The 22,660-nt window shown below is 54.3% G+C and carries 11 protein-coding genes; all 11 read left to right on the top strand.

Features of this window, described 5'->3' with window-relative positions; genetic code table 11:
* The first annotated feature begins 601 nt into the window (after positions 1-601).
* The 11 genes from CA13_RS13535 (at position 602) to CA13_RS13485 (ending at position 22,475) form a co-directional block, all read left to right on the top strand.
* Positions 602-2,119, top strand: coding sequence for a hypothetical protein (locus CA13_RS13535; protein WP_146397457.1), 1,518 nt, complete (start codon positions 602-604; stop codon positions 2,117-2,119).
* A gap of 41 nt (positions 2,120-2,160) precedes the next feature.
* Positions 2,161-3,567 (top strand): glycoside hydrolase family 117 protein, encoded by a 1,407-nt coding sequence (locus CA13_RS13530; RefSeq protein WP_419194305.1) that lies wholly within the window; start codon positions 2,161-2,163, stop codon positions 3,565-3,567.
* A 295-nt stretch (positions 3,568-3,862) separates the two neighbouring features.
* Positions 3,863-5,269 (top strand): hypothetical protein, encoded by a 1,407-nt coding sequence (locus tag CA13_RS13525; protein WP_146397455.1) that lies wholly within the window; start codon positions 3,863-3,865, stop codon positions 5,267-5,269.
* 134 nt (positions 5,270-5,403) lie between these two features.
* Positions 5,404-7,005, top strand: a complete 1,602-nt coding sequence (locus CA13_RS13520) for a sulfatase-like hydrolase/transferase (RefSeq protein ID WP_146397453.1) — start codon at positions 5,404-5,406, stop codon at positions 7,003-7,005.
* 172 nt (positions 7,006-7,177) lie between these two features.
* Positions 7,178-9,727, top strand: coding sequence for a hypothetical protein (locus tag CA13_RS13515; RefSeq protein WP_146397451.1), 2,550 nt, complete (start codon positions 7,178-7,180; stop codon positions 9,725-9,727).
* A gap of 119 nt (positions 9,728-9,846) precedes the next feature.
* Complete coding sequence (locus CA13_RS13510) at positions 9,847-12,807, top strand: outer membrane protein assembly factor BamB family protein (protein ID WP_419194304.1); 2,961 nt, start codon at positions 9,847-9,849, stop codon at positions 12,805-12,807.
* A 106-nt stretch (positions 12,808-12,913) separates the two neighbouring features.
* Entirely contained in the window at positions 12,914-14,323 is a 1,410-nt protein-coding gene (locus tag CA13_RS13505) for a sulfatase family protein (RefSeq protein WP_146397447.1), read from the top strand.
* A gap of 91 nt (positions 14,324-14,414) precedes the next feature.
* Positions 14,415-15,680, top strand: coding sequence for a family 43 glycosylhydrolase (locus CA13_RS13500; protein WP_146397446.1), 1,266 nt, complete (start codon positions 14,415-14,417; stop codon positions 15,678-15,680).
* 148 nt (positions 15,681-15,828) lie between these two features.
* Positions 15,829-18,810, top strand: coding sequence for a PQQ-like beta-propeller repeat protein (locus CA13_RS13495; RefSeq protein WP_146397444.1), 2,982 nt, complete (start codon positions 15,829-15,831; stop codon positions 18,808-18,810).
* An 85-nt stretch (positions 18,811-18,895) separates the two neighbouring features.
* Positions 18,896-20,437: a glycoside hydrolase gene (locus CA13_RS13490; protein ID WP_146397442.1), complete on the top strand. Its 1,542-nt coding sequence runs from the start codon at positions 18,896-18,898 to the stop codon at positions 20,435-20,437.
* 820 nt (positions 20,438-21,257) lie between these two features.
* Complete coding sequence (locus CA13_RS13485) at positions 21,258-22,475, top strand: cation:proton antiporter (RefSeq protein WP_146397440.1); 1,218 nt, start codon at positions 21,258-21,260, stop codon at positions 22,473-22,475.
* Positions 22,476-22,660: the final 185 nt, after the last annotated feature.

Genomic DNA, 22,660 nt, shown 5'->3' with positions numbered 1-22,660 from the left:
CGATGAGCCCCCGGTCGCGTTAGCGCACCGGGGGAAAGGGTTCCGCCCGCGCGACGCCGATCCCAACGGGATCGCAGCCGCACCGCTGCCATCCCTCCGGGATGAATGATCGTTAGGGCACGACGCATCCCGGTGGTGTCGCTGCGTTCAACCACCGGCTAATGGCTGATAGCCCTATCGGGATAAAACCTGCGCAAAACCGATTGCCCACAATCCCGAATTTCTAACAGGCCAAGCTCGCCCTGGCGTCGGGGGGATCGTGCAACTGGCGGTCGTGCTGCCGAGGGTGTTTCCGCCGAGTACGCTCGGCACTCAAGTCGCCTTGAAGAATCGAAAATCCAGCATCGTTCATGAGACGTCCCTGGAAATCACCGTCAACAACTAGAGTCTTCGCCAAAAGGGATTGCGGCATTCATCCCGAAAAAACTTCATCGACGGTTTACAAAACCGGTTTGTCTGACATTTACTACTACATGAGGCTGAGAATACAACGCGGAGCGGAATAACACCGGCCTTCGTCGTGCTCGTCGCCATCAGGTGGAGAGGAAATTACCGTCATGCCGACCGGAATAGCGTCGTCAACAATTGAGAAAATGAACACATGGATACAAAGCGAGCGATGACCCACCTTGCGCCGGCTCTGATTCTTTTAGGGATGGCGACATTAACAATGGCTGAGGAACTGGATGCCTATGGTGGCTTACGCAGCATTCAGGGCGAAAGGACTGGCTTCTTTCATCTCCAGCAAATTAACGGTCGTGATTGGTTCATCACTCCTGAGGGGAATGCGTTTTTTGCGGTCGCTCTCAGTCATCTTTATTCCGGTGACAGCGATCTGGCTTGTGCCAATGTCTATGAGGGAGACGTCGATGCTTGGCTGGATGGTTCCTTTAAGAAAGCAAGGGCTCTCGGGTTCAACTGTGCGCTGGGAAGCGCCACTAGCCCCGAACGAAATCTGAACGGGTTCGTCGATCTGGAAAAGGTGGAGGCCGTTTTTCGCAAGAACAACTTTCCCTATTCCGTTGGCGTCATTCTCCTGAAGCATCCTTGGGAATTCGTCGAGGGAGAGACCCTTCCCGACATCTTTGAACCCGCCTACGAAGAGATGATCAAATCCCGTGCTGCCGCAGTCTGCCCGAAGTACAAAGACGATCCACTTGTCATGGGCTATTTTTACGGGTTCGGTGCATTCAATTCGGCGGCCACGTGGGTAAATCATCATTTGTCCTTGCCGGCTAGAACAGCAGGACGTGAGACGATCGTGAATCTACTGATCGAGCGATATGACAACGACGCGTCGCATTTCAACACGATCTATGGAACGAGTCTTTCAGATATAGCCGAATTGAAGAGTTCTGCTGTGCTGAGCTACGACGAGATCTATGAGCATCGCAATTACCCCGATGTGCGGACCCTCTTGAATCAGGAGATGCTGGATGACTTTGAGGCAATCATCTCGCTCATGTGCACCAGGCTCTACAAGATCGGTCATGACGCGATTCGCCGATGGGACAAGAATCATTTGATCCTCGGTTCCTTTGTCAAAGAGTGGGCACTTTCGGTTGACTCCTGGAAGGCAGTCGCTCCCTATGTTGACGTGATTGCGCCGCAACACCTCAATCGTGACATTTCTGTCAATGCGCTAGCGAAAGCCGTTAACCTGCCGATGATCATTTCCGACGATGAAATCGGATTTTGCTACGACCCCGGTCCCGGATACTGCTGTGTCGAATCGCATGCTGCCCGCGCGGAACTGTATGAAGCGAATCTGATGCGCAACTTCAAGGATCCCCGGATCATTGGAGCCAGCTACTGCGCGTGTATGTATGACCAAGGCGGAAAAGCTCTGAAATACAATCAACAAGCTGGGTTCTACGATCGACAGGGAAACCCACGCCCCCAACTGATTCGCACGGTCACGTCGACGAACAAGTCGGTCTATCTTCACTCGACCAATTCCGGTGACCAGCAGGAGCTGGATTCCCTCATGGAGCGTTACTTCTCCAAATGGGATCAATACAAACGGCTTTCGCAGTGGGAACTTAATCAGATCAAGCAATTGAACGAACTGAAATTACAGCAACAGCAGAAACGGGAAGCGGTCTCCGTCCCGAAATAGGACGACGAGAGCTGATCACTGCACACGATCGAGGACTATCCATGGACAAGACCCGCTGCACGATGGCGAGCACGGTGGCACTTTGTTGCCTTCTGGCACCCGTCGTTTCATTCCAAGCATTCGCTCAGGAAGCGCCGACGACGATTACCGTCCCTGTTGCGGAACAGGAAGATAGCGCCGGAGCGTTTCCGGGAATCATGCCGCTCCACAAGCCGACCGACCGACCGCTGAGCTCAGCGATGCAACGGGCGTACGATTTTTGGGGGATTGAAGCCTTGGCTTCCACGCACGGAGATTCGCAGAATGACCGAATCGAGCTGTACAGCAACTTTCGTTACTCTCGTTTGCAGGGATTCGACTACAGCCACAATACGTCGCGGCGCGACCCGACCAAGGTGCTCAAGATCGACGGAACGTATTTTGTCTGGTACACGCATCGCAAGACCGCGGCTCCACCAAGCGGTGCGGCCAAGGCGACCGACGTGATTCCTTCGGCGGATTGGGATCTTGCGGACATTTGGTATGCCACCAGTCAGGATGGCTTTACCTGGCAGGAACAGGGAGTCGCAGTCGCCCGGCCGCCAAAACCGAACTATGGTTGGCGCAGCGTGACCACGCCGGACGTTCTTGTGTTCGAGGGAAAGTACTACCTTTACTACCAGGGATTCAACGATATCCCTCTCAGCGGAGGCGGCGATATTGCTGCCGTGACGGTGGCCGAGGCCGACTCTCCGCGGGGACCTTGGCGTCAGCTTGGGCGTGTGGTTGTTGATTTTGGCCGCAGCGATGAATGGGACGCCACCGCCATCCACGATCCTTTTCCGATCGTTTACAAGGGCAAGATCTATCTCTATTACAAAGGGCAGCCAGCCCATGCGCAAGGCGATTCATCCGGTATCGAACTTGTTCGCGCGCAAGGGGTCGCGATCGCAGAGAACCCACTCGGCCCGTTCACGAAGCATCCGCTGAATCCCGTGATCAATTCAGGGCATGAGACTTGCCTGTTTCCATGGAAGGGAGGAATCGCTGCGATTACGAGTCTGGATGGACCGGAGAAGAACACCGTGCAGTTCGCTCCCGATGGCGTGAATTTTGAAATCATGTCCAGCATTGAAATGCCACCACTCGCGCCGGGGCCGTTTGTGCCGGATGCGTTTGCCGACAACGGGGATGGCCGCGGCATCACTTGGGGACTGTTCCACATCCCGCCACCGCTCGACCCGAACAATCCCTGGAAATGGACGGACGACACTCATTTCACGCTGGCCCGATTCGATTGCGATTTGAGTCGCGATATTCATCGGCCGGAATTCAAACGAACCTACCCGGGGCGTTATGACGAAGCCGCATTCTTCTCCTCACGCGCCGGCCTTTCAGGCGGCCTGTTGAACCGGGTCAAGAAGGAGCAGCAGAAACTCGACCGGGATACGATTATTGAGCGGAAATGAACCGTCAGCGACGTGAAAGGGATGGGCACCTTTTTCACGATTTGGTGACCGTCACGACGGGGGCACAAGGGGGCGATTTTTCGGGAGTTCCGCCGAAAAAATATCAATTTGCCGTCTCGTGGTTTACAAGTTCACTTTGTGGGACATTCCCTGAGCATCAACGAACCGTTTTTTGAAACTCCACCTGCCACAACCCGGTAGTCCAGAAACGAGAGATGCGATGACACGCTTGCTCACACGAAAACGCACTAGACAAATTGCGACAATCGCAATCTTCACAACTCTCCTGCTTACGATGGCGACGGTGGTTCGCGCGGCGGGCGGCGCCGAGTTGGACAGGTACGGCGGATGGACCGGCATTCAGGGCGAGAAGACTGGGTTCTTTCATCTGGAGCAGATCAACGGGCGTCACTGGTTCGTTACGCCTGACGGGAATGTCTTCTTTCCCGTTGCACTGAGCCATCTCTATTCGGGCGAAAGCGACGTTGCATGCCAGAACGTCTACGGAGGCGACAAAGACGCCTGGATGAAGGATTCCTTGGCCAGGGCGCGGACGATGGGTTTCAATTGCGCGCTTGGCAGTGCCACCAGTCCAGAACGCAACCTGAACGGTTTCGTCGAAATCCCTAAGGTCGAGGCGCTCTTCCGAGAGGATAACTTCCCATTCGCCGTGGGCGTGATTCTGCTGAAACATCCGTGGGAGTTCGTCGAAGGGGAAGACCTTCCAGACATCTTCGACCCCGCCTATGCGGAGATGATCGAGGCCAGGGCCAAAGCAGCATGTGCGCCCGTGAAAGACGACCAGCTCGTAATGGGTTACTACTACGGGTTCGGCGCCTTCAATCATTCCGAGATTTGGGTGAATCAGTACCTTTCGCTGCCAGCGGGTAGCCACGGTCGCAACGCAATCGTCGATCTGCTTGTCACGCGTTATGAGAATGATGTCAAAAAGTTCAATGAGGTGTACGGCGTTTCCCTGAACCGGATCACCGACTTGAAACGAACGGAAGAACTGGTTTTCGATACGCGCATGGAACGTCGCAACTACGCGAAGGTTCGGAGTCAACTTGACCCCAGGCAGGTCGAGGACTTCGAGGCGATCCTGGCGCACATGGCGATTACGCTCTACAAGACCGGCTACGATGCAATCCGTCGCTGGGACTCGAACCACTTGATCTTCGGTTCGTTCGTCAAGGAGTTCGCCCTCTCAGCCGAGACCTCCAAGGCCATGGCGCCCTACGTCGACATGGTCGCGCCGCAGCATATCAATAAGGACATTTCCGTTCATCAGCTTGCTGAAGCGGCCAGCCTTCCGATCCTCATCTCCGACGACTACTTCGGTTGGCACTACCCTGGCATGGATAACCGCCACGCTGGCCTCGAATCCCATGATGCACGAGCCGAGGTCTACAAGGCCAACCTGATGCGACACTATAAGGACCCGCAGGTTTTAGGCGTCTCCTATTGCGCCTGCATGTTTGACCAGGGTGGCGCGACGCTGAAGAAGAATAATCAGAATGGATTGCATGACATCCACGGCAACCCGCGTGTGAAACTGATCCAGGCGATCACCGAAATGAACCACGCTGTCTACTCGTACGCGCCGCAGCCCGCCACGCCCGATGAATTGAAGCTCCTTGACATTCGACTGTATGACACGTGGAAAAGGCACCTGCGAGGCAACACACTTTGGGGGCATTAGCAGGGTGAAGTTAGAAGTTTGAACCAGGAACGGTCGCAAAGAATCAAGATAGACATTCGCTCGATGCTAAACGCAAACGTGAGCGGAATGACACCCAAGCGAACAATTCAACCACCTACGTTAAAAGAATAACAATGCGAACACCTAGCCATTATTCGGTTGCGATGCTCCTGGTCCTCGCCGGACCATTGCTCCTCGCCCACGCAGAAGAACGTCGACCGAATGTGATCGTAGTGATGGCCGATGATATCAGCGCACGGGATTTCCCGATCTACGGCTCCAACAAATGCTACGGCGAGCGAGCATCCACACCCGTGATTGATCGATTGGCCAAGGAAGGCTGCTTTCTCAATACGGTCTGGGCTTCAACGGTCTGCATGCCAACTCGGGCAATGCTAATGAGCGGCCGCTACGCGCATCTCACCAAGTGGTGGGACAATGGACAAATGGGAAAGCTCGCCAGAGGCGGCATCTATCAAGTCCCCGACAGTTCTCCACTGATGATTGGTCAGGTGGCAAAGCAAGCGGGGTATCAATCGATCTGGGCGGGGAAAACTCATGTCACTTTCGGAGCGAGCTACACGCGGTTCGGATTCGACCAGTGCGTGTTTACTCCGGGGGAACCCGACGTCCGCGGAACGAGTCCCTACGAACACTTCAGGAATGTAAAAAACAAACAATTCTGGAATTCCGATTCGTTCTTGTGGTGGCCGGAGGTTCAAGTCGCGAATCATCCGAGTCATCCGGACGAGCCTTTCTCGTGGCAGAAAACGGAGATCAGTGACTACGGGCCCGACATCGAAATGGATCACATCCTCGACTTCATGGAACGAACAAACCAGCAGGACAAGCCGTTCTTCGTTTATCACACCTCGCACCTCGGACATCAGGCGGTGGACATGGCAAGTCCGCGGCACAACATGACGTGGCCCGGCACACCAAAACTCACTTGGGATGCCGAGGCACAAACCTACACACGACACGAGCCAAAAATCACAGCCAACGGCCCTGTCAATACGCTCAGCACAACCTACAAGAAGGAAAACATTACTCCGGACGAGCTGAAATATCAGATCGAATATCTCGATTACCAGATGTGGCAATACATCACAAAACTAAAAGAGATGGGCGAGTTGGACAATACGGTCGTCATCTTCTTGTCGGACAACGGCACCAAAGGATGGAAAGCGTCGGTTGTCCGGCAACGCGGCATGCACGTTCCGTTTGTGGTCTACGCACCTGGACAGCCCGAATTGGTTCAGGGCGCGCAGAATGTTGTCTCTGACCTGTCCGATATGCTCCCGACCTTGGCGGACATCATGGGAACGCAACTGCCGTCGCAAGAAGAGTACGAGCTCAGCGGCAAGAGCCTCTGGCCCTACCTGACAAAACAACAGGACCACCATCGCGACTGGATCTACGGATTCAAGGGCCAGAACCAAATGGTCCGCGGCCTGCACTTGATGCGTGATGGGAACGGGGATTGGTGGGACGCGAGCCAGATACCTTCCGACTTGGATCAGTTCCCACAGATCAAGGACTTCTCGAATCTTTCCGCACTGCAGCAGAAAGAAAAGGAGCAAATGGAACAGGTGCTGGCATCGTTCGCCCGCGAAGATGTTGGCGGACCAAACTCCTTCCATGCCGATTCCTCCAGGAAGCTCACAGAACAGGAAATAGAGAAAATGCGAGCCAAAGCAGAGACCCTCAAGAAGCACTTGATGCAATTCGAGTAAGGGGCACTCTATCAATTGTTGTCTTACGGTGGCGATTTGGTAGTAGCGGAACTCGTCAAGAGTTTCGTCCCGTTTGAATTGCGCGGCCCGAAAGTCTTGACGACTTCCGCTACAGTTTGCGGCAAAGCCGCCTTACAGAAATAGAAATTCCATCAAAGGTCGATTTACCGTCATGAATAAACTACGCCGAGTGACATTCATTGTATTCACTGTTGCGTTGACGTCCTCTGTAATGTCTGGGTACGTCTACGCTCACGTACCGCATGACATTATCTATTCTTTGGATCCGAGTCCTGATTATGCCGAGACGGGTATGGTCTTGGCTTCGTCGACCCAGTTCGGCGAGGCACATCTGATCTCACACAGCCATGGCGAACTTTTTCAGGAAACGCACGCAGGCATGGGCCGGGTATTGGTTACCGGACATACCTATTCGCCCGACTTTAAGAACGACGGAACTGTCTATACGGTTTCTTCAAAAGGCTATTACAAATCGTCCGATCGCGGTGAGAGTTGGGTGCTGCAAGAGCAATTTGCTGAAGAGGAAGTGCTGCATATCTGCACCGCACCCGATTACACCAAGTCGAAAGATCTGTATGTCCTAACCACTCAGGGCATTCATCTCGTCGGGAACGAGGGCCGGGATATCAGGACCCTGCTACCGAAGGACAAGGTGACGTTTGGCAAGCTGATCGTTTCCGGCGGAAAGCTATACGCCCATGCGGTGTACTATCAAGAACAAAAAATGGTGAAGGGCATGGAACACATCGACTATCTGTCGGGAACGGTCGACGTCATGGATTTGAAAACGGGAAAGTGGGCGGCGCTCAGCCCGGGTTTTGCTCAGGAGATCATTTCTGATATCGATGTAGCGAATAACTCAGACGTTCTGGTGGCGTTGAAGAATGGGAACGTTCTGCTGAGCGAGAATGCGGGAGCTTCCTGGAAGGACATTTTTAAGCACGATGGCGATTATGTCGCCAAACTTCGTTTTTCGCCGGACTATGCAAACGATAAAACGATGGTGGTCGGAACCGCGAAGGGCTTCGTATTCTTTTCCGACAGCAAGGGCCAGAAATGGGAATCTCGCTCGAACGGGCTCAGCCGCTGGGTGCATCATACGAACATCCTGATGAAGAGCATTCGATTCTCACCCGATTATAAGAACGACAAGACGATCTTCCTAGGCAAGACCACCGGCATCTACAAAACAACCGATTGTGGCGAGTTCTGGCGGCACATCAATATTTGGAACACCAAGTGGACCTACTATGTGCATCCCGCTCCCGGGACTTCCGAACTCTTCACGGCCACCTATAACAGCGGGATCTCCCGTTCGCCGGACAACGGCGACACCTGGGAGTCGGCGAACATCGGTATCACGGCGGCCTTTGCCAACGGCATGGTGCTCTCGCCCAATTATGAGAACGACAACTCGATCTTTGTGGTGGACATTGCCACTGGCCCCTATCGATCAACCGATTCCGGTCGTTCGTGGTCCCGCATTCCCGAGCTGAATCCAAGAAAAATCTATGACAAGCCATCGCTGTTTCGCGAGTTGGGTGTTTCCAACAACTTCAAGGACGATGGCGTCATGTTGGTGTTCTTGGTCCCGCGTCATGTGCTCGGCGTGAAGGATAGAAGAATGGTCTTTAAGTTCAACGACAAAACCAAAGAGGTGAAGCAGGTTTATGTGGAACGAGGTGACTGCTACGTCAACAGCTTTGCATTCAGCCCCAAAACTTCCACGCAAGATCGAATGTACTGCGCGTCCAGTTCGGGCGTGTCAATGTCGACCGACAAGGGGGATACCTGGAAGAACATCTTTAATAAGGTCGGCATTCAACAGATGTTCATTTCTCCCAATGTGGATAACGACGGGCTGATCTACCTGATGGACAAGGACGGTAAGATCCATCGCTCCTCCGACAACGGAGAATCTTTCACCCAAACCGACATGAATCTGAACGGGCAGTATGTCAACAACCTTACTTTTTCCCCCGACTATGCCCGTGATCAGACCCTCTATGTGACAACCTTCGGCGAAGGCGTTCTGAAATCCACCGACAATGGTGCGACCTGGAGCTATTTTGGTCTCAAAGGGAAGTTCCTCTACACGGGGCTGGCCTTTTCTTCCAACTACACCAAGGACAAAACCATCTTCGCGCCGACCATCGACGGCGTCTTCCGTTCTACCGACAACGGAAACAGCTGGGAAGATGTTTTTTATCAGACCCAGTTCCTGGCCAAGGATGTGTTCTTCAGCTTCAAGGATCCGGCGGGTCGGGAAATTCCAATCGTTTTCAACACTTCCAAGCTGATGAAAGATTACGACATGTACGACGATGAGGTTTGTCCCGAAATCTTCATCGCGAAGCCGAGGCAATACGCAAAAATCAGCAGTCCGAAGGCCTACCTTGGCACCTACTACAAGTTCAATGGGGGCGCTGGATACGCGGTGGAAGTGCCTTTCTACGGCACTGCAATCGAATACAAAACGGTAACAGGCCCCGGGCTCGGCATCGCCGACATCATTCTCGATGGAAAGAACGTAGGTCGTTTGGATCTCTACAGCGCCCAGCAGGAATTTGACGTCACCGGATATACGGGCGGCGAGCTCGAAGCCGGCGCCCATACCTTGCGGATCGAGGCAACGGGGCAGAAAAACCCCAAGTCAAGTGGAACGGCGATCACCTTCAACGCAGCGAACATCCAGAACTAATCAGCATACACTCGATCATGTCAAATCTGCCCTCAGGGAGTATAATTGTGTTAGCGAATGGCTACGGGATTACCGCGAGCGTCACAGGAGCAACGTGTTGCAAACGAGGGAAAACGCCGGTGGCCAACGCCATGCAGCTAACGATTGCTGGACTCCGTCATGTTGTCCTCGCTCTCGTGTTCACCACACTCCTGGCATCGGCGCGAGCAGCCGACCCGTCAGGTGCTGGCTTGCCGAAAGGATTCGCTGAGCAATGGCCGTCGCTACGCGGGCCCGGCGGCTATGGCGTGGGGAAACCGGCCAACACGATGACCCAGTGGGATGTGCAGACCGGTGAGGGAATCCTGTGGTCGGCCAAGGTACCACTAGCGGGAAACAACTCCCCGATCGTCTGGCGCGACCACGTTTTCATGTCGGGTGCAGACGAGATGCGGCAATCGGTATTTTGTTTCGATGCCAATACCGGCAAGCAGCTTTGGATCAAAGACGTTGCGACGTCGGTACAGCGGCCCAAGGTGAATAAAGATGCTGGCCTTGCAGCACCGACGATGGCATCGGACGGAACGCGGGTCTTCGCGATTTTCGCCACAGGAGACCTGGTCGCTTTCGATTTCGATGGCAATCTGGTTTGGAAGAAGAACCTGGGGTTGCCCAACAATCCGTACGGCATGGGATCCTCGCTGATCAGTGATGGCCAACGACTATTCATTCAATACGATCATCGCGAAACCCAGAAAGTGATCGCGTTGGAATGTCATAGTGGTAAGCCGGTTTGGCAAAAGGCGCGAGAGCATATTTCATGGTCGTCCCCAGCGTTGATTAGGGCGGCGAAGGGTCTGCAACTCATCCTCAACGACGAAAAGAATGTCACCGCCTACGATCCCGTCACCGGAAAGCAACTGTGGCAGATCGAGTGCCTCGGCGGAGAAGTGGCACCGTCGCCCGCTTTCAATGGGAAAGACATCCTTGTCGTAGCCAACGAGTACGCTCAAGCCACGGCGATCAAGCTGACGGGTGAATCGCCCAGGATCATGTGGCACTACGACGACTATTTGCCCGAAATTGCCAGCCCACTTGCTGCGGGAGGCTTGGTCTTTATCCCAACTTCGTACGGTGATGTCGCCTGTCTTGATGAGACGACTGGCAAGGAACTATGGGTGCATCACTTTGATGTGGATCTGCTGTCCTCACCAATCCAAGTAGGAGACCGAATCTATCAGATTGACTTTGAAGGCACCGTTCACATTTTCAAAGCGGCGAGGTCGTACATCGAGGTAGCCACGATTGAAATGGGCCAGCAAGTCTATGCGACGCCGGCTTTTGCGAATGGTTGCATCTACATTCGAGGGGAGGAATCGCTTTACTGCATCCGCAAACGCAAACCCAGTGAGAATCCGTTTCAGCAGGGTAGCGCAATGGCAAAGAATACAGCGACCAAAAACGCAGTTCCCAACAAACCAGCGCCATGGACGCCGAGACCGGGTGACGACCAACTGGCAACAAACATGTCTTGGATGCCGTGGGATTTACACGAAACGCTCGATGGCTCGCTAACCGTTGGGCAACTGCGTCAGTTTACCGCTCTACCGTCCTTCAAGGCGTGTCTGGCGATCAGGGAAGACATTCAGTCGCGGGGATGGGGCTTCTTTTCGCTCGAAGGCAATGACTTTAAGAAGAACAAGAGCGACTACTACAAACAGTCGAACGAATTTATGAGCGCCGTTTCCAAGATCCTGACGGACGAGCAAATGGCAGGATTCGAGCAGGCCTTTGGCCCGGGCGCCGCCGCTCTTAACGCAGCACCGATGGCAAAGGCGGTCGAGAACCGAGTCGCTCCGAATCAGAACACTGACTTTCCGGGGACCAACTGGGCACAGTTCATGGGGCCAACTCGCACCGGCAAATCGGAAGAGAAGGGCTTGCTGAGGAAATGGCCAGAGAACGGGCCGCCGGTCTTGTGGACGGTCAACGTAGGAGACGGCTATGCAGGTCCAGCGATTGTCGGCGACAAAGTCTACTTGTTGGATCGTGAAGAAGCCGAGCAGCGGGATGTTTTCAAGTGCTATGACCTGAAGACAGGCGATGAACTCTGGCAGCACGCTTACGACACCAGCGGAAAGATCATCTATCCGGGGTCTCGAACCGTCCCGACGATCGAGAATGGCCTCGCCTACATCTGCGGCGGGTTCGGCCATCTGCATTGCATCGACCTCAACACGCAACAGGTCGTTTGGGGAAAGGACCTCTGGAGCGATTTCAAGGGAGGGGAACTTCCCGCGTGGGGCGTGGCGCAGAATCCTTTGACTTACAAAGACCTCGTGATCGTCGCGGTCCAAACAGACATTGTTGGAGTTGTCGCATTTGACAAAAAGACCGGCGACGTCCGTTGGACCACTCAACCACTGGGCGACTACAGCTATGTGAATCCCAGCTTAGTCACGATCGAGGGTGAACAACATTTGACCATGGTTGCCGCTGCATCCAACTGGCGAGGCGAATCCAAAAGCGACTATCAGGGCGTCGTTGGGATCGCACCCGACTCCGGCGAGATTCTTTGGAACTACAAGAACTGGGACTGCGGCATCCCGATTCCTCCGATTGTTGATGCCGGGAAGAACCGGCTGTATGTCGGGGCCGGATACCGGTCGGGCTGTGCGTTGTTCGAGGTCAAGAAGAACAAGGATGGGTTTGCCACCGAGGAGATCTTCAAGACCATGGACTTCGGCACGCACATCCATCCACCGATCCTTCACGATGGCCACTTTTACGCCCATTGTTCCGACAGTCGAGGCCGACAAGATGGGCTAACCTGCATGTCATTGGACGGGGAGGTGAAGTGGCAAAGTAAAAAATCGCCGATCTTCAACAAGGGCGGATTCATCATCGCCGACGATTTGATCATCAGCGTCGATGGCAAGTTCGGCATTCTGTATCTAACCGAAGCGAACCCGAATCAGTTCACGATTCTGTCCAAGGTTCGACTGCTTGACAAATCAAGATGCTGGGCACCGCTGGCCCTTTCACGCGGCAAACTGATCATTCGTGACGATAAACAAATGAAATGCCTGTTAGTGAAATAGGTGGGATAGGCTTCCAGCCTGTCGACATGCTCAAGACAGGCTAGAAGCCTATCTCACCTTAAAACTGTCTCGCATCCTTCAACAACTCGCACAAAAGTAAACTTGCATGGTGAGAACAAGATATCTCGTACTGGCGTTCCTGTTAGCCCTCACACTACTCCGGCCGGCTGCTGCTGATACGCCCAATTTCGTGTTCTTCTTGAGCGATGATCAGCTGAAGGCGGACTACGGTTGCTACGGGCTACCAGTTGACTTGACGACAACGGTCGATCGTCTGGCGAAAGAGAGTTTGGTTTTTGACAAAATGTTCACGCCGCAAGCCGTGTGCGCTCCCAGTCGTGCCGTGCTGTTCACGGGTCTGTATCCGATTCGCAACGGCCTATTCGTCCAGCACACGTCATCGCGTAAAGGAACGAAAACCATCTTCGACGCGCTTACACCGCTGGGCTACGATGTGTCATTGATCGGAAAGGTGCACGTCAAACCAACGTCTGTCTTTCGCTGGAGCACTCCGACCAGCAGAAATGATAAAGCGTTGCCTCTCGATGACGTGGATGCTTATTTTTCCAACCACACCGACAAACCGTTTTGCTTGTTCATTACGTCCCATTACCCGCATGGGCCCTATCCTAAAAAGCCAAAGTTCCCGGCCGATCAGGTTGTGATTCATCCCTACATGAAAAAGACTGGCAAGAAAGGTTTGCCAGGTTACTACGACCACATCGCAAAAAAAGAAAGCGAGCTTGCCGACGTGCTGGGGCTGCTCGACAAGCATGGGCTCGACGAGGACACCGTGTTCATTTATTCATCCGATCACGGCAATGGTATGGGCGCGAAGTACACGGTTTACGATCGCGGTCTCAACGTGCCCTTCATGGTCCGTTGGCCCGGGAAGATGAAGCCAGGGAGAACGTCCGCGTTAACCAATTACGCAGATGTTCTGCCAACCTTTGTTGAACTTGCCGGCGGACAATCGGCGGATGACATTGACGGAAAGAGTTTTGCGAAAATCTTGAAAGACCCGTCGGGCACGCACCACAAATACGTTTTTGGACTGATGACGCAACAAGGCGTCTTGGGGACGCACGTGTTCCCACGACGCTCTTCGCACGACGGGCGATACCACTACATCCGCAACTTCAACACGCTTGAGAAAATCAAACGCGACGAGTTGGCAGGCAAAGCGGTTGATCCGTTTCATCGGCTTGGGGCGCATTTGCACCCCGACACGACCGAGGAAGAGTTGTTCGACACGCAGACGGATCCCTGGGAACTGACGAACATTGCCGCCGATCCCGCTTACGCAAAAATCAAAACACGTTTGAAGCGGGAGCTCTTTTCATGGATGGAGCAGCAGAATGACTTTCTTACCGAAGCTGGCGAAATTCCATTCCTTGAGTCGAAACATCCGGTCGACCAATCTGGAGAGAAGTACACGTGTCCTGCGGAGTTGATTGGGACGGTAGATTCTTTTGCCGATCCGCATAAACTCACCGATCCGATTCGAACCAAATAGCTAGCGCCCATTTCTGGTGCGATATGGTGTTGCCGACCTGCATCCCCTGAATCAGTATATTTCGCCATTCCATTTTCGAGACAGATCAAGAATGACATCGACGTTACGCGCAATCGCGATATTGTTTCTTCTGTCCGGCGTGAGCGGCGCTCAAGATCGCAGCGAGGCGTTCAGGCGTTATGCGGCAAGCGACCTGGAGTTTGAACTCGAAAACACGTTCTTTCCGAAGTTCAACCATAAATTGGTCACCGGGCTCGGTTACAACGCCGATCCGGCGCAGGATCCGCTCGTGCAGAAAAAAGTGGCCGTTTACCGCAAGGATCCGAAGACGGTCTATCACGTGCGTCTGCACCACCCGCACCAAGAATTGCAGGCGGCCCATCACCTGCGGCACGCGCTCGACGGTTTCGTCGAGAACACCACGTTCCGCGATCCGACCAGCCCGATCCGCGTCGGCGACACCTACCACATCTGGTACAGCAAGTCCTGGGGCACTCCACCGGTCGGCCAGGAAAGCGGTTCGCAGGAGGCCTGGCAGGACATCAAGGGCAAGTGGAAACGCATTTACTCGTGGGACTTCGTCTCGATCTGGCACGCCACCAGCAAGGACGGATACCATTGGCAGGAGCAGGGTGTGGCGCTCGAACCAGGCCCCGCCGGATCCTATGATGACCGTTGCGTCTTCACGCCCGACGTGCTCGTCGCCAACGGGAAGTACTACCTTTACTATCAGGTGGCCACCTCGCCGCATGTGTACAAGGAAGGGCCGCACAAGATCGCGTTCGCCTGGGCCGATTCACCCCAGGGGCCGTGGCACAAGTCCAAACAGCCGATCCTCGCACCCAGCGAACCCGGTCACTTCGACTCCGCCAAGGTCCATGATCCGTGCCTGATCGTCAAAGGCGGGAAGTACTACCTCTACTACAAGGGACACGGGGCCGACACACAGTACGGAGAGCCGTTCCATATCGGCTGGGGCGTGGCCATCGCCGATCGTCCCGAAGGTCCGTTCGTCAAATCGAAGCTCAACCCCGTGGTTTGCGGCGGGCACGAGGTGATGATCTTCCCCTATCAAAGCGGCGTTGTCGGATTCGTCCGCCAGGGGCCCGAACTCTATTCGATGCAATACGCCGAGGATGGTCTGAACTTCCGTCTGGTCTCGCATGTGACCGAAGTGCCGCATGCCGGTGCCTTCTTCCGCAAAGGACACTTCAAGGATATCGACAAGCATCCGGCCGAGTTCCCGAAATGGGGCCTGGCGCACGACTATCGCCTCGGTTCAGGCGAGGCGTTCCTGGTTCGCTTCGACCTCTCCTTTCCCGCCACGACTGAGCAGCTGAAGGGACTCTCACAATGAAGTCTCCCCTCCTTGGTCTTTTGTTCGTTCTACTGGTCAGCACGTGCGCGTTGAGACCACGACATGAAACTCAGTGCAAGGCAATGGAAAAATTCACTCGTTTTCGTCTCAACGAAGTCGCGGGCAAAGTTGTTTTAGGGATTCTCGCATGAACAAACAGCAAACCACAACTCGGACGTCCACTTCCATCATTCCAGGTTTTCGAATGCTTGCCGGTTCTTTTTGTAGCACGCTCGCTCTTGTACTGATCACACTGCCGTTGATGACATTCCCGTCGTCGGCGCAAGCACAATCGCTGCCCGCTACTGGTCTGCCGGAGGTGTTCGCTGACCAATGGCCGTCGCTGCGCGGGCCCGGCGGCTATGGCGTGGGCAAGCCAGCCAACACGATGACCGAGTGGAATGTGAAGACCGGTGAGGGAATCCTGTGGTCGGCCAAGGTACCGCTGCCAGGAAACAATTCCCCGATCGTCTGGCGCGACCGCATTTTCATGTCGGGCGCAGACGAGACGCGGCAAGCGGTTTTCTGTTTTGATGCGAATACCGGCAAGCAACTGTGGATCAAGGACGTTGAGACTTCCGTCGAGCGACCCAAGGTGAATGAGGACGCTGGTCTTGCAGCACCGACGATGGCATCGGACGGAACGCGGGTCTTCGCGATTTTCGCCACAGGAGACCTGGTCGCTTTCGATTTCGATGGCAATCTGGTTTGGAAGAAGAACCTGGGGTTGCCCAACAATCCGTACGGCATGGGATCCTCGCTGATCAGTGATGGCCAACGACTATTCATTCAATACGATCATCGCGAAACCCAGAAAGTGATCGCGTTGGAATGTCATAGTGGTAAGCCGGTTTGGCAAAAGGCGCGAGAGCATATTTCATGGTCGTCCCCAGCGTTGATTAGGGCGGCGAAGGGTCTGCAACTCATCCTCAACGACGAAAAGAATGTCACCGCCTACGATCCCGTCACCGGAAAGCAACTGTGGCAGATCGAGTGCCTCGGCGGAGAAGTGGCACCGTCGCCCGCTTTCAATGGGAAAGACATCCTTGTCGTAGCCAACGAGTACGCTCAAGCCACGGCGATCAAGCTGACGGGTGAATCGCCCACGATCATGTGGCACTACGACGACTATTTGCCCGAAATTGCCAGCCCACTTGCTGCGGGAGGCTTGGTATTCATCCCGACTTCGTACGGTGATGTCGCCTGTCTTGATCAGACGACTGGCAAGGAACTGTGGGTGCAGCACTTTGATGTGGATCTGCGTTCCTCACCAATCCAAGTCGGTGACCGAGTCTATCTGGTCGACAGCCAAGGCGTCGTCCACATTTTCAATGTAGCGAGGAACTACCGTGAGATTGCCACCATCGAAATGGGTGAGCCGGTCGATGCCACGCCGGCTTTCACCGGTGGCCGCATCTACATTCGAGGTGAGAAGACTCTTTACTGCATCCGCAATCGCAAGCCCAGTGAAGATCCGTTTCAGCAAGGGACTACTGCGCCTGGGGCCATGGCGAGAAAGGAGCAAGGAGTGCCAAGCGATGATGGGGACCGCGTGGCTGAGAATCTCCCCTGGCTGCCGATGGAGTTACACGTGCTGGTCCCTGACCTGACCGTGCGGCAGCTGAAGGCAATCAAGTCGCTGGAGTCTTACCGCGCCATGTCGGCGATCAATGACAAGATTACCGAGCTGGGTCTCGTGTTCTGGGGGGCCGAGGGTTATGCCTATCGAGAAAACAAAACTAGTTGGGGAAAACACCAGCATCAATTCCGGAAGAAACTTGCAGGCATTTTAACGGACAAGCAAAAAGGTCGTTTTGATTATGAGATCGACCCCGAGGCGACCGCCGCAAATTGGAAGCCTGTCAAGGTTGTGGAGAATCGTGTTGCCCCCGGTCAACAGATCGACTTTGAGGGAACCGATTGGGCTCAGTTCATGGGCCCACATCGAAATGGGATCTCGGACGAGACCGGACTGTTGCGCGAGTGGCCTGAAAACGGGCCGCCTGTTCTGTGGACGGTTCCTGTCGGCGGCGGTTTTGCAGGCCCGGTGATTGTCGGGGACAAAGTCTATTTGTTGGATCGAGAAAAGGAGCGCGATGTCTTCAGGTGCTACGACCTGAAAACCGGCGAGGAGCTGTGGAACTACGGCTATCTAACCGAGGGCAAATTTATGCGGGAAGGATCACGATCCGTTCCCACGATCGATGGCGATCATGCCTACATCTGCGGTGGGTACGGTGATCTGATCTGCCTGGATCTGAATACGCATGAAGTCGTTTGGAGTGAAAATTTCTGGAACGACTACAAGGTCCAAAGTAAGCCTGCATGGGGTCTGGCACAGAATCCCCTCATTTACGGGGACCTTGTGATCATCGCTCCACAAACCGCGCAAGTTGGCGTGGTCGCTCGCGATAAGAAGACGGGACAAGTTCGCTGGGAGTCCCCGCCTCTCGGTCACTATGGCTATACGAATCCCAACGTGGTCAGTATCGACGGACAGGATCATCTAGCCATGGTTGCATCACCCTTTGACTGGCAGGGCAAGCAATCGGTCATCCCCTATCAAGGCGTGGTCGGACTCGATCTCGATACCGGAGAGATACTTTGGCAGTACAAAGATTGGCAGTGCACGGTCCCCATTCCTCAGGTGGTCGATGCTGGGCAGAACCGCCTCTACATCGGTGGCGGGTACAAAGTTGGATCTGCACTGTTTCAGGTGAAGCGTAATGGAGACAGGTACCTAACCGAAGAACTTTACAAGACGAACGATTTCGCGACGCACGTCCATCCGCCCATCGTTTACCAGGGACATTTTTATGCTCAGTGTTCGGACAACTGGGGCCGACAGGACGGCATGACCTGTTGGACCATTGATGGGGAAGCTAAATGGATGACGAAGAAAGACCCGCAGTTTGACAAGGGAGGTTTTATCCTGGCGGACGGCATGATCATCAGCGTCGATGGCAAAAAGGGTGTGCTCTATCTCTTGGAAGCAACTCCCGAACGATTCAACGTTCTCTCGCAGGCCCAGTTGCTCGATCGCTCTACCTGCTGGGCTCCCTTGGCACTGTCACGGGGCAAGCTGATTATTCGCGATGACAAACAAATGAAGTGTCTCCTGGTAAAATAGTCCTTTTCGGTTTACGAATCGGCTGCCGACGACATTTCCTGTGATGAACAATAACCCATTCAAATTCTTGATTTAGCAAACAGAAATGAATAAACGGCTATCGTGTCGAATATGCTACTCGACCTTTTTTGTAATCAGTTTCATCGGTTTGACTGCTCTGCTTCCCATGACGAATGCGGGCGCGGACGACTTCGTCAGTTTGGATGTCAACCTCGATCAACGCCAACCGCTTTCGCAGAACCTCTATGGCGCGAACAACGAGTGTCTTTTTCGCCCGGTTTGGTTCGACCACCCGGCGTACGCGGAAAAGTACATTGCGGCCGGTCGGCCGTTCTTTCGATTTCCCGGTGGAACCGGATCGAATTTTTACAACCCCTCTACCGGTTTCTATGACGATGATTCTCCGTCGACACGGGACTACAGCGGGCACAACAAACAGATCTCTCGATTTACCGATGGCAAAGGGAGAACGCCAGACGCGTGGCTAAAGTGGGTTAAAAACCACGATGTGTCGTACAGCCTGGTTTTGAATGTTTGTACGCAGACGTTCGAGCAGAACAAGTCTTGGATCGAGAAGCTCAGTCGTGAAGGCCACAAAGTCGCTCGTGTCGAGATCGGTAACGAGGTTTTCTACGGCGGCTACAAGTGGGCGTTCGCCAGCGGAGCGGAATACGCCGAGCGGGCGAAGAAAATCACCGCCGTCATTCGCAAAGAACTACCGGAGACGGAAGTCGGTGTACTGGTCCCAACACATTTGTATCAGAACAGCGACTTCCTCAGTGACGATCGACCCTCTGCGATGAACCACCAGTATGGCTGGATCACGGCGCTCAAGGGCGAAACATTCTTCGACGCGGTGATCATGCACGTCTATTCCTTGACTGGCATGAACAACCAAACTAAACCCGCCGATTTTATTCCGCATTTAGAAGGTTATCAGAACTGCGAAAAGTATCTTGATGAGGCAATGGATCGCTCGCTGGCTTCGCTGCAGGAGATGTTTCCCGGTAAAGCGATTTGGATGACGGAGTTTGGCGTGGGGGGCTTCGGAGGAAGCTTGAAACAATACGGCTTGCGATACTCCCACTTGGGAGCGCTTCATACCGACTTGATGTTGCTGCGATTCATCAAGCATCCCGCAGTAAACGTGGCACATTGGCATTCTTTCCAACACTTCTTTGACTTCACTGGCGGAAAGCAAGGAATCGGCGACCACGAACACTTGACTTACACTCACTTCTCGTTGTTTAAAGACGCAATCCGCAACTGCAACGCTGTGGTCCCTGTGACGTTTGAGGGCGACGGCAAGAATACCCTCAATGATATCGAGGCAGTCGCGATGGCAGGGGCGGACAACACTTATGTCATCCTGCTCAATCGGCAGGGAAAAATCCGGAAGATCAACACGATTCGCATAACGTCGTCGGACAAAGCATCCACACTGACTCTGCTCGAAGCAGTTCAATTGACTCATCGCAGCGACATGGATTTAGACGATGCGATGCAGGACACTGAGCGCTGCGAGCGGGTTGAACTGGGCTCCACTCAGCCTTTGACGCTACCGCCCTATTCCATCACTCGATTGAAGATGGCAAGTGGGATAGGCTTCCCGCCTGTCAAAGAATGAACCCGTAGACTTAGATGAAGCAAATGGACCGAACAATGAAACGATAGCAAACACGACAGGCTTCCAACCCACTGCTGTGAACATCTTGATATTTGCTGAAATCGTTTTCCGCGTGAGACTTAGGGCTGATGAATGTTGGTGTTTCCATCGACGTAAGAATGATTCACGCGGAGGCAGATCATGGATGGATTGGCGAAAGAAGTTTGCAAGCGTTTGCCGTTTGCCGCGCGCCGCTCGTCAATAGCAACCAGAGTGTGGCAGTTACGACAATCTCAGTGATGCGAAAGGATATCTCAATCCCGCTACATCGTTGGCGGGCAAATTGCAGGCTGAATCGTATCGGACAAGCTGACCTTCCGTTGGGATGCGGTGGCCCCTTGGTCACCTATCGTCTTTTCGCTAAGTGAAGTTATGACGATAATGCAAGTATCTCGAAGAGCGAGTGGGGCAGGCGGGGAGTTTTCTGTCTGGTGATCCGGCAGGATCCTGGCGGAAATACCGCTGTCTAGCCGAATCCACTTGGAATGATCAAGCGGCGTGGGAACAATCGCTCCGCCGCCATCGTCCATCCCAACGCCTCACTCGTTTAGCCCTCTTTATGAGCGATGTGATGTCGTGGTTTCCACCTGCATACTAAAGTAATCACCGCACGGGCAATGCAATGGCCTTTCCGTGGTCACCCACACCGGGATGTCAAGCGATTCTGCAGCAAATTTTTGATGCCTGCGCTGTGATGGGAGACGAAACGCAATCGCGGATCCTGCGGCTGGCACGCAAGCTCGGGCTTCGCGAACGTGCCGAGTAAACGAAGGTGAAAAGCATGTCCGAGTATCAAATTCTAACTGTTTTCGCCGCATTCGCGTTTGCATACAGTCTGATTGCGTCGCGGCTCGAGAAGACGCCGCTCAATGGTGCGCTTGTTTATGTCGCAATGGGCATGCTTTTCGGGCCTCAGGTGCTTGGCCTGATTGACTTGTCGGTTGACGGTGAGGCCATCAGCCGATTGGCCGAATTTGCGCTCGCGATTTGTCTTTTCACCGACTCTTCCAATGCCAACCTGAGCGTCTTACGGCGTGTCGAGGCAATTCCCGTGCGTCTCCTGCTGATTGGCTTGCCACTGACCATTGCTCTGGGGCTCGGATTGGCTTGGTTGATCTTTGGTGATCTCAGCTTCTTTGAAATCGCGCTGATCGCAACCATGCTGGCGCCCACGGATGCGGCGCTCGGGAAAGCGGTTGTCACGAATCCAGCCGTGCCTGCGAAGGTGCGGGAGAGCCTGAATGTCGAGAGTGGTTTGAATGACGGCATCTGCGTGCCGGTGATCTTGTTCTTTATCGCACTGGCATCCGGTTCGGTTGAAGCTGCCGAATCGTCTGGGCTCTTGATGCAATTGCCATCGCAAGTCATTGGGATCGGAGTGGCGATTGGTCTTGCACTTGCGCTGGTGGGCGGCTTTGCTCTGCGACACTGCGCGAGCCGCGGTTGGGTATCCGACACTTGGTTGCAGATGCCGGTCATTGCCCTCGCCCTGCTCTGTTTTGGTTTGGCGCAGTGGCTGGGAGGCTCCGGATTCATCGCGTCGTTCGTTGGAGGTCTGACTTTTGGAGCCTTAACCAAGCAGCACAAAGAACAATTCTTGGATGCCGCCGAAGGGACGGCCGACGCGGTCACCATGGTGACTTGGTTTACATTCGGGACCGTGATCCTCGGTCTGTTGCAGGCGGGGTTCAGTTGGCAAGTATTGCTGTACGCACTTCTCAGCCTGACCGTTATTCGGATGTTACCTGTCTTCTTGTGCCTGATCGGAAAAGGTTTCCGCCAAGACACGTTGCTATTCATGGGCTGGTTTGGGCCCCGGGGACTGGCCAGTATTGTATTCCTGGTGATGGTCGTCGGCGAAAAGTTACCGGGCAGCGATACGATTGTGGCGGTGGTGGTCTGGACGATCGTTTTGAGCATCGTGTTGCACGGACTGTCGGCCAATCCACTCGCGGCGAAGTACGGTGCTCGCGTCGACGCCCGAGGCGGAACGATTTGATGCAACAATCGTGATCGTTACCACCGTCAGTGGAACTGCCGTAGGTTCGTTGGACGGCACCAGCGGGAAATGACTTTAGAACCCCTCCCAAAGGGAGAGGCTGTTGGCGTCGCCTCGATCTGGGAGGAGTGACGAAGACTCGCTTCGCTCATCGTATCGAGTGTTTGCGGGAAATGGCTTTAGAC

The sequence above is a fragment of the Novipirellula herctigrandis genome (assembly GCA_007859835.1).
GTDB lineage: Bacteria > Planctomycetota > Planctomycetia > Pirellulales > Pirellulaceae > Novipirellula_A > Novipirellula_A herctigrandis.
The sequence above is the reverse complement of the archived record's forward strand: the minus strand, read 5'-3'. Positions and strand labels throughout refer to the sequence as shown.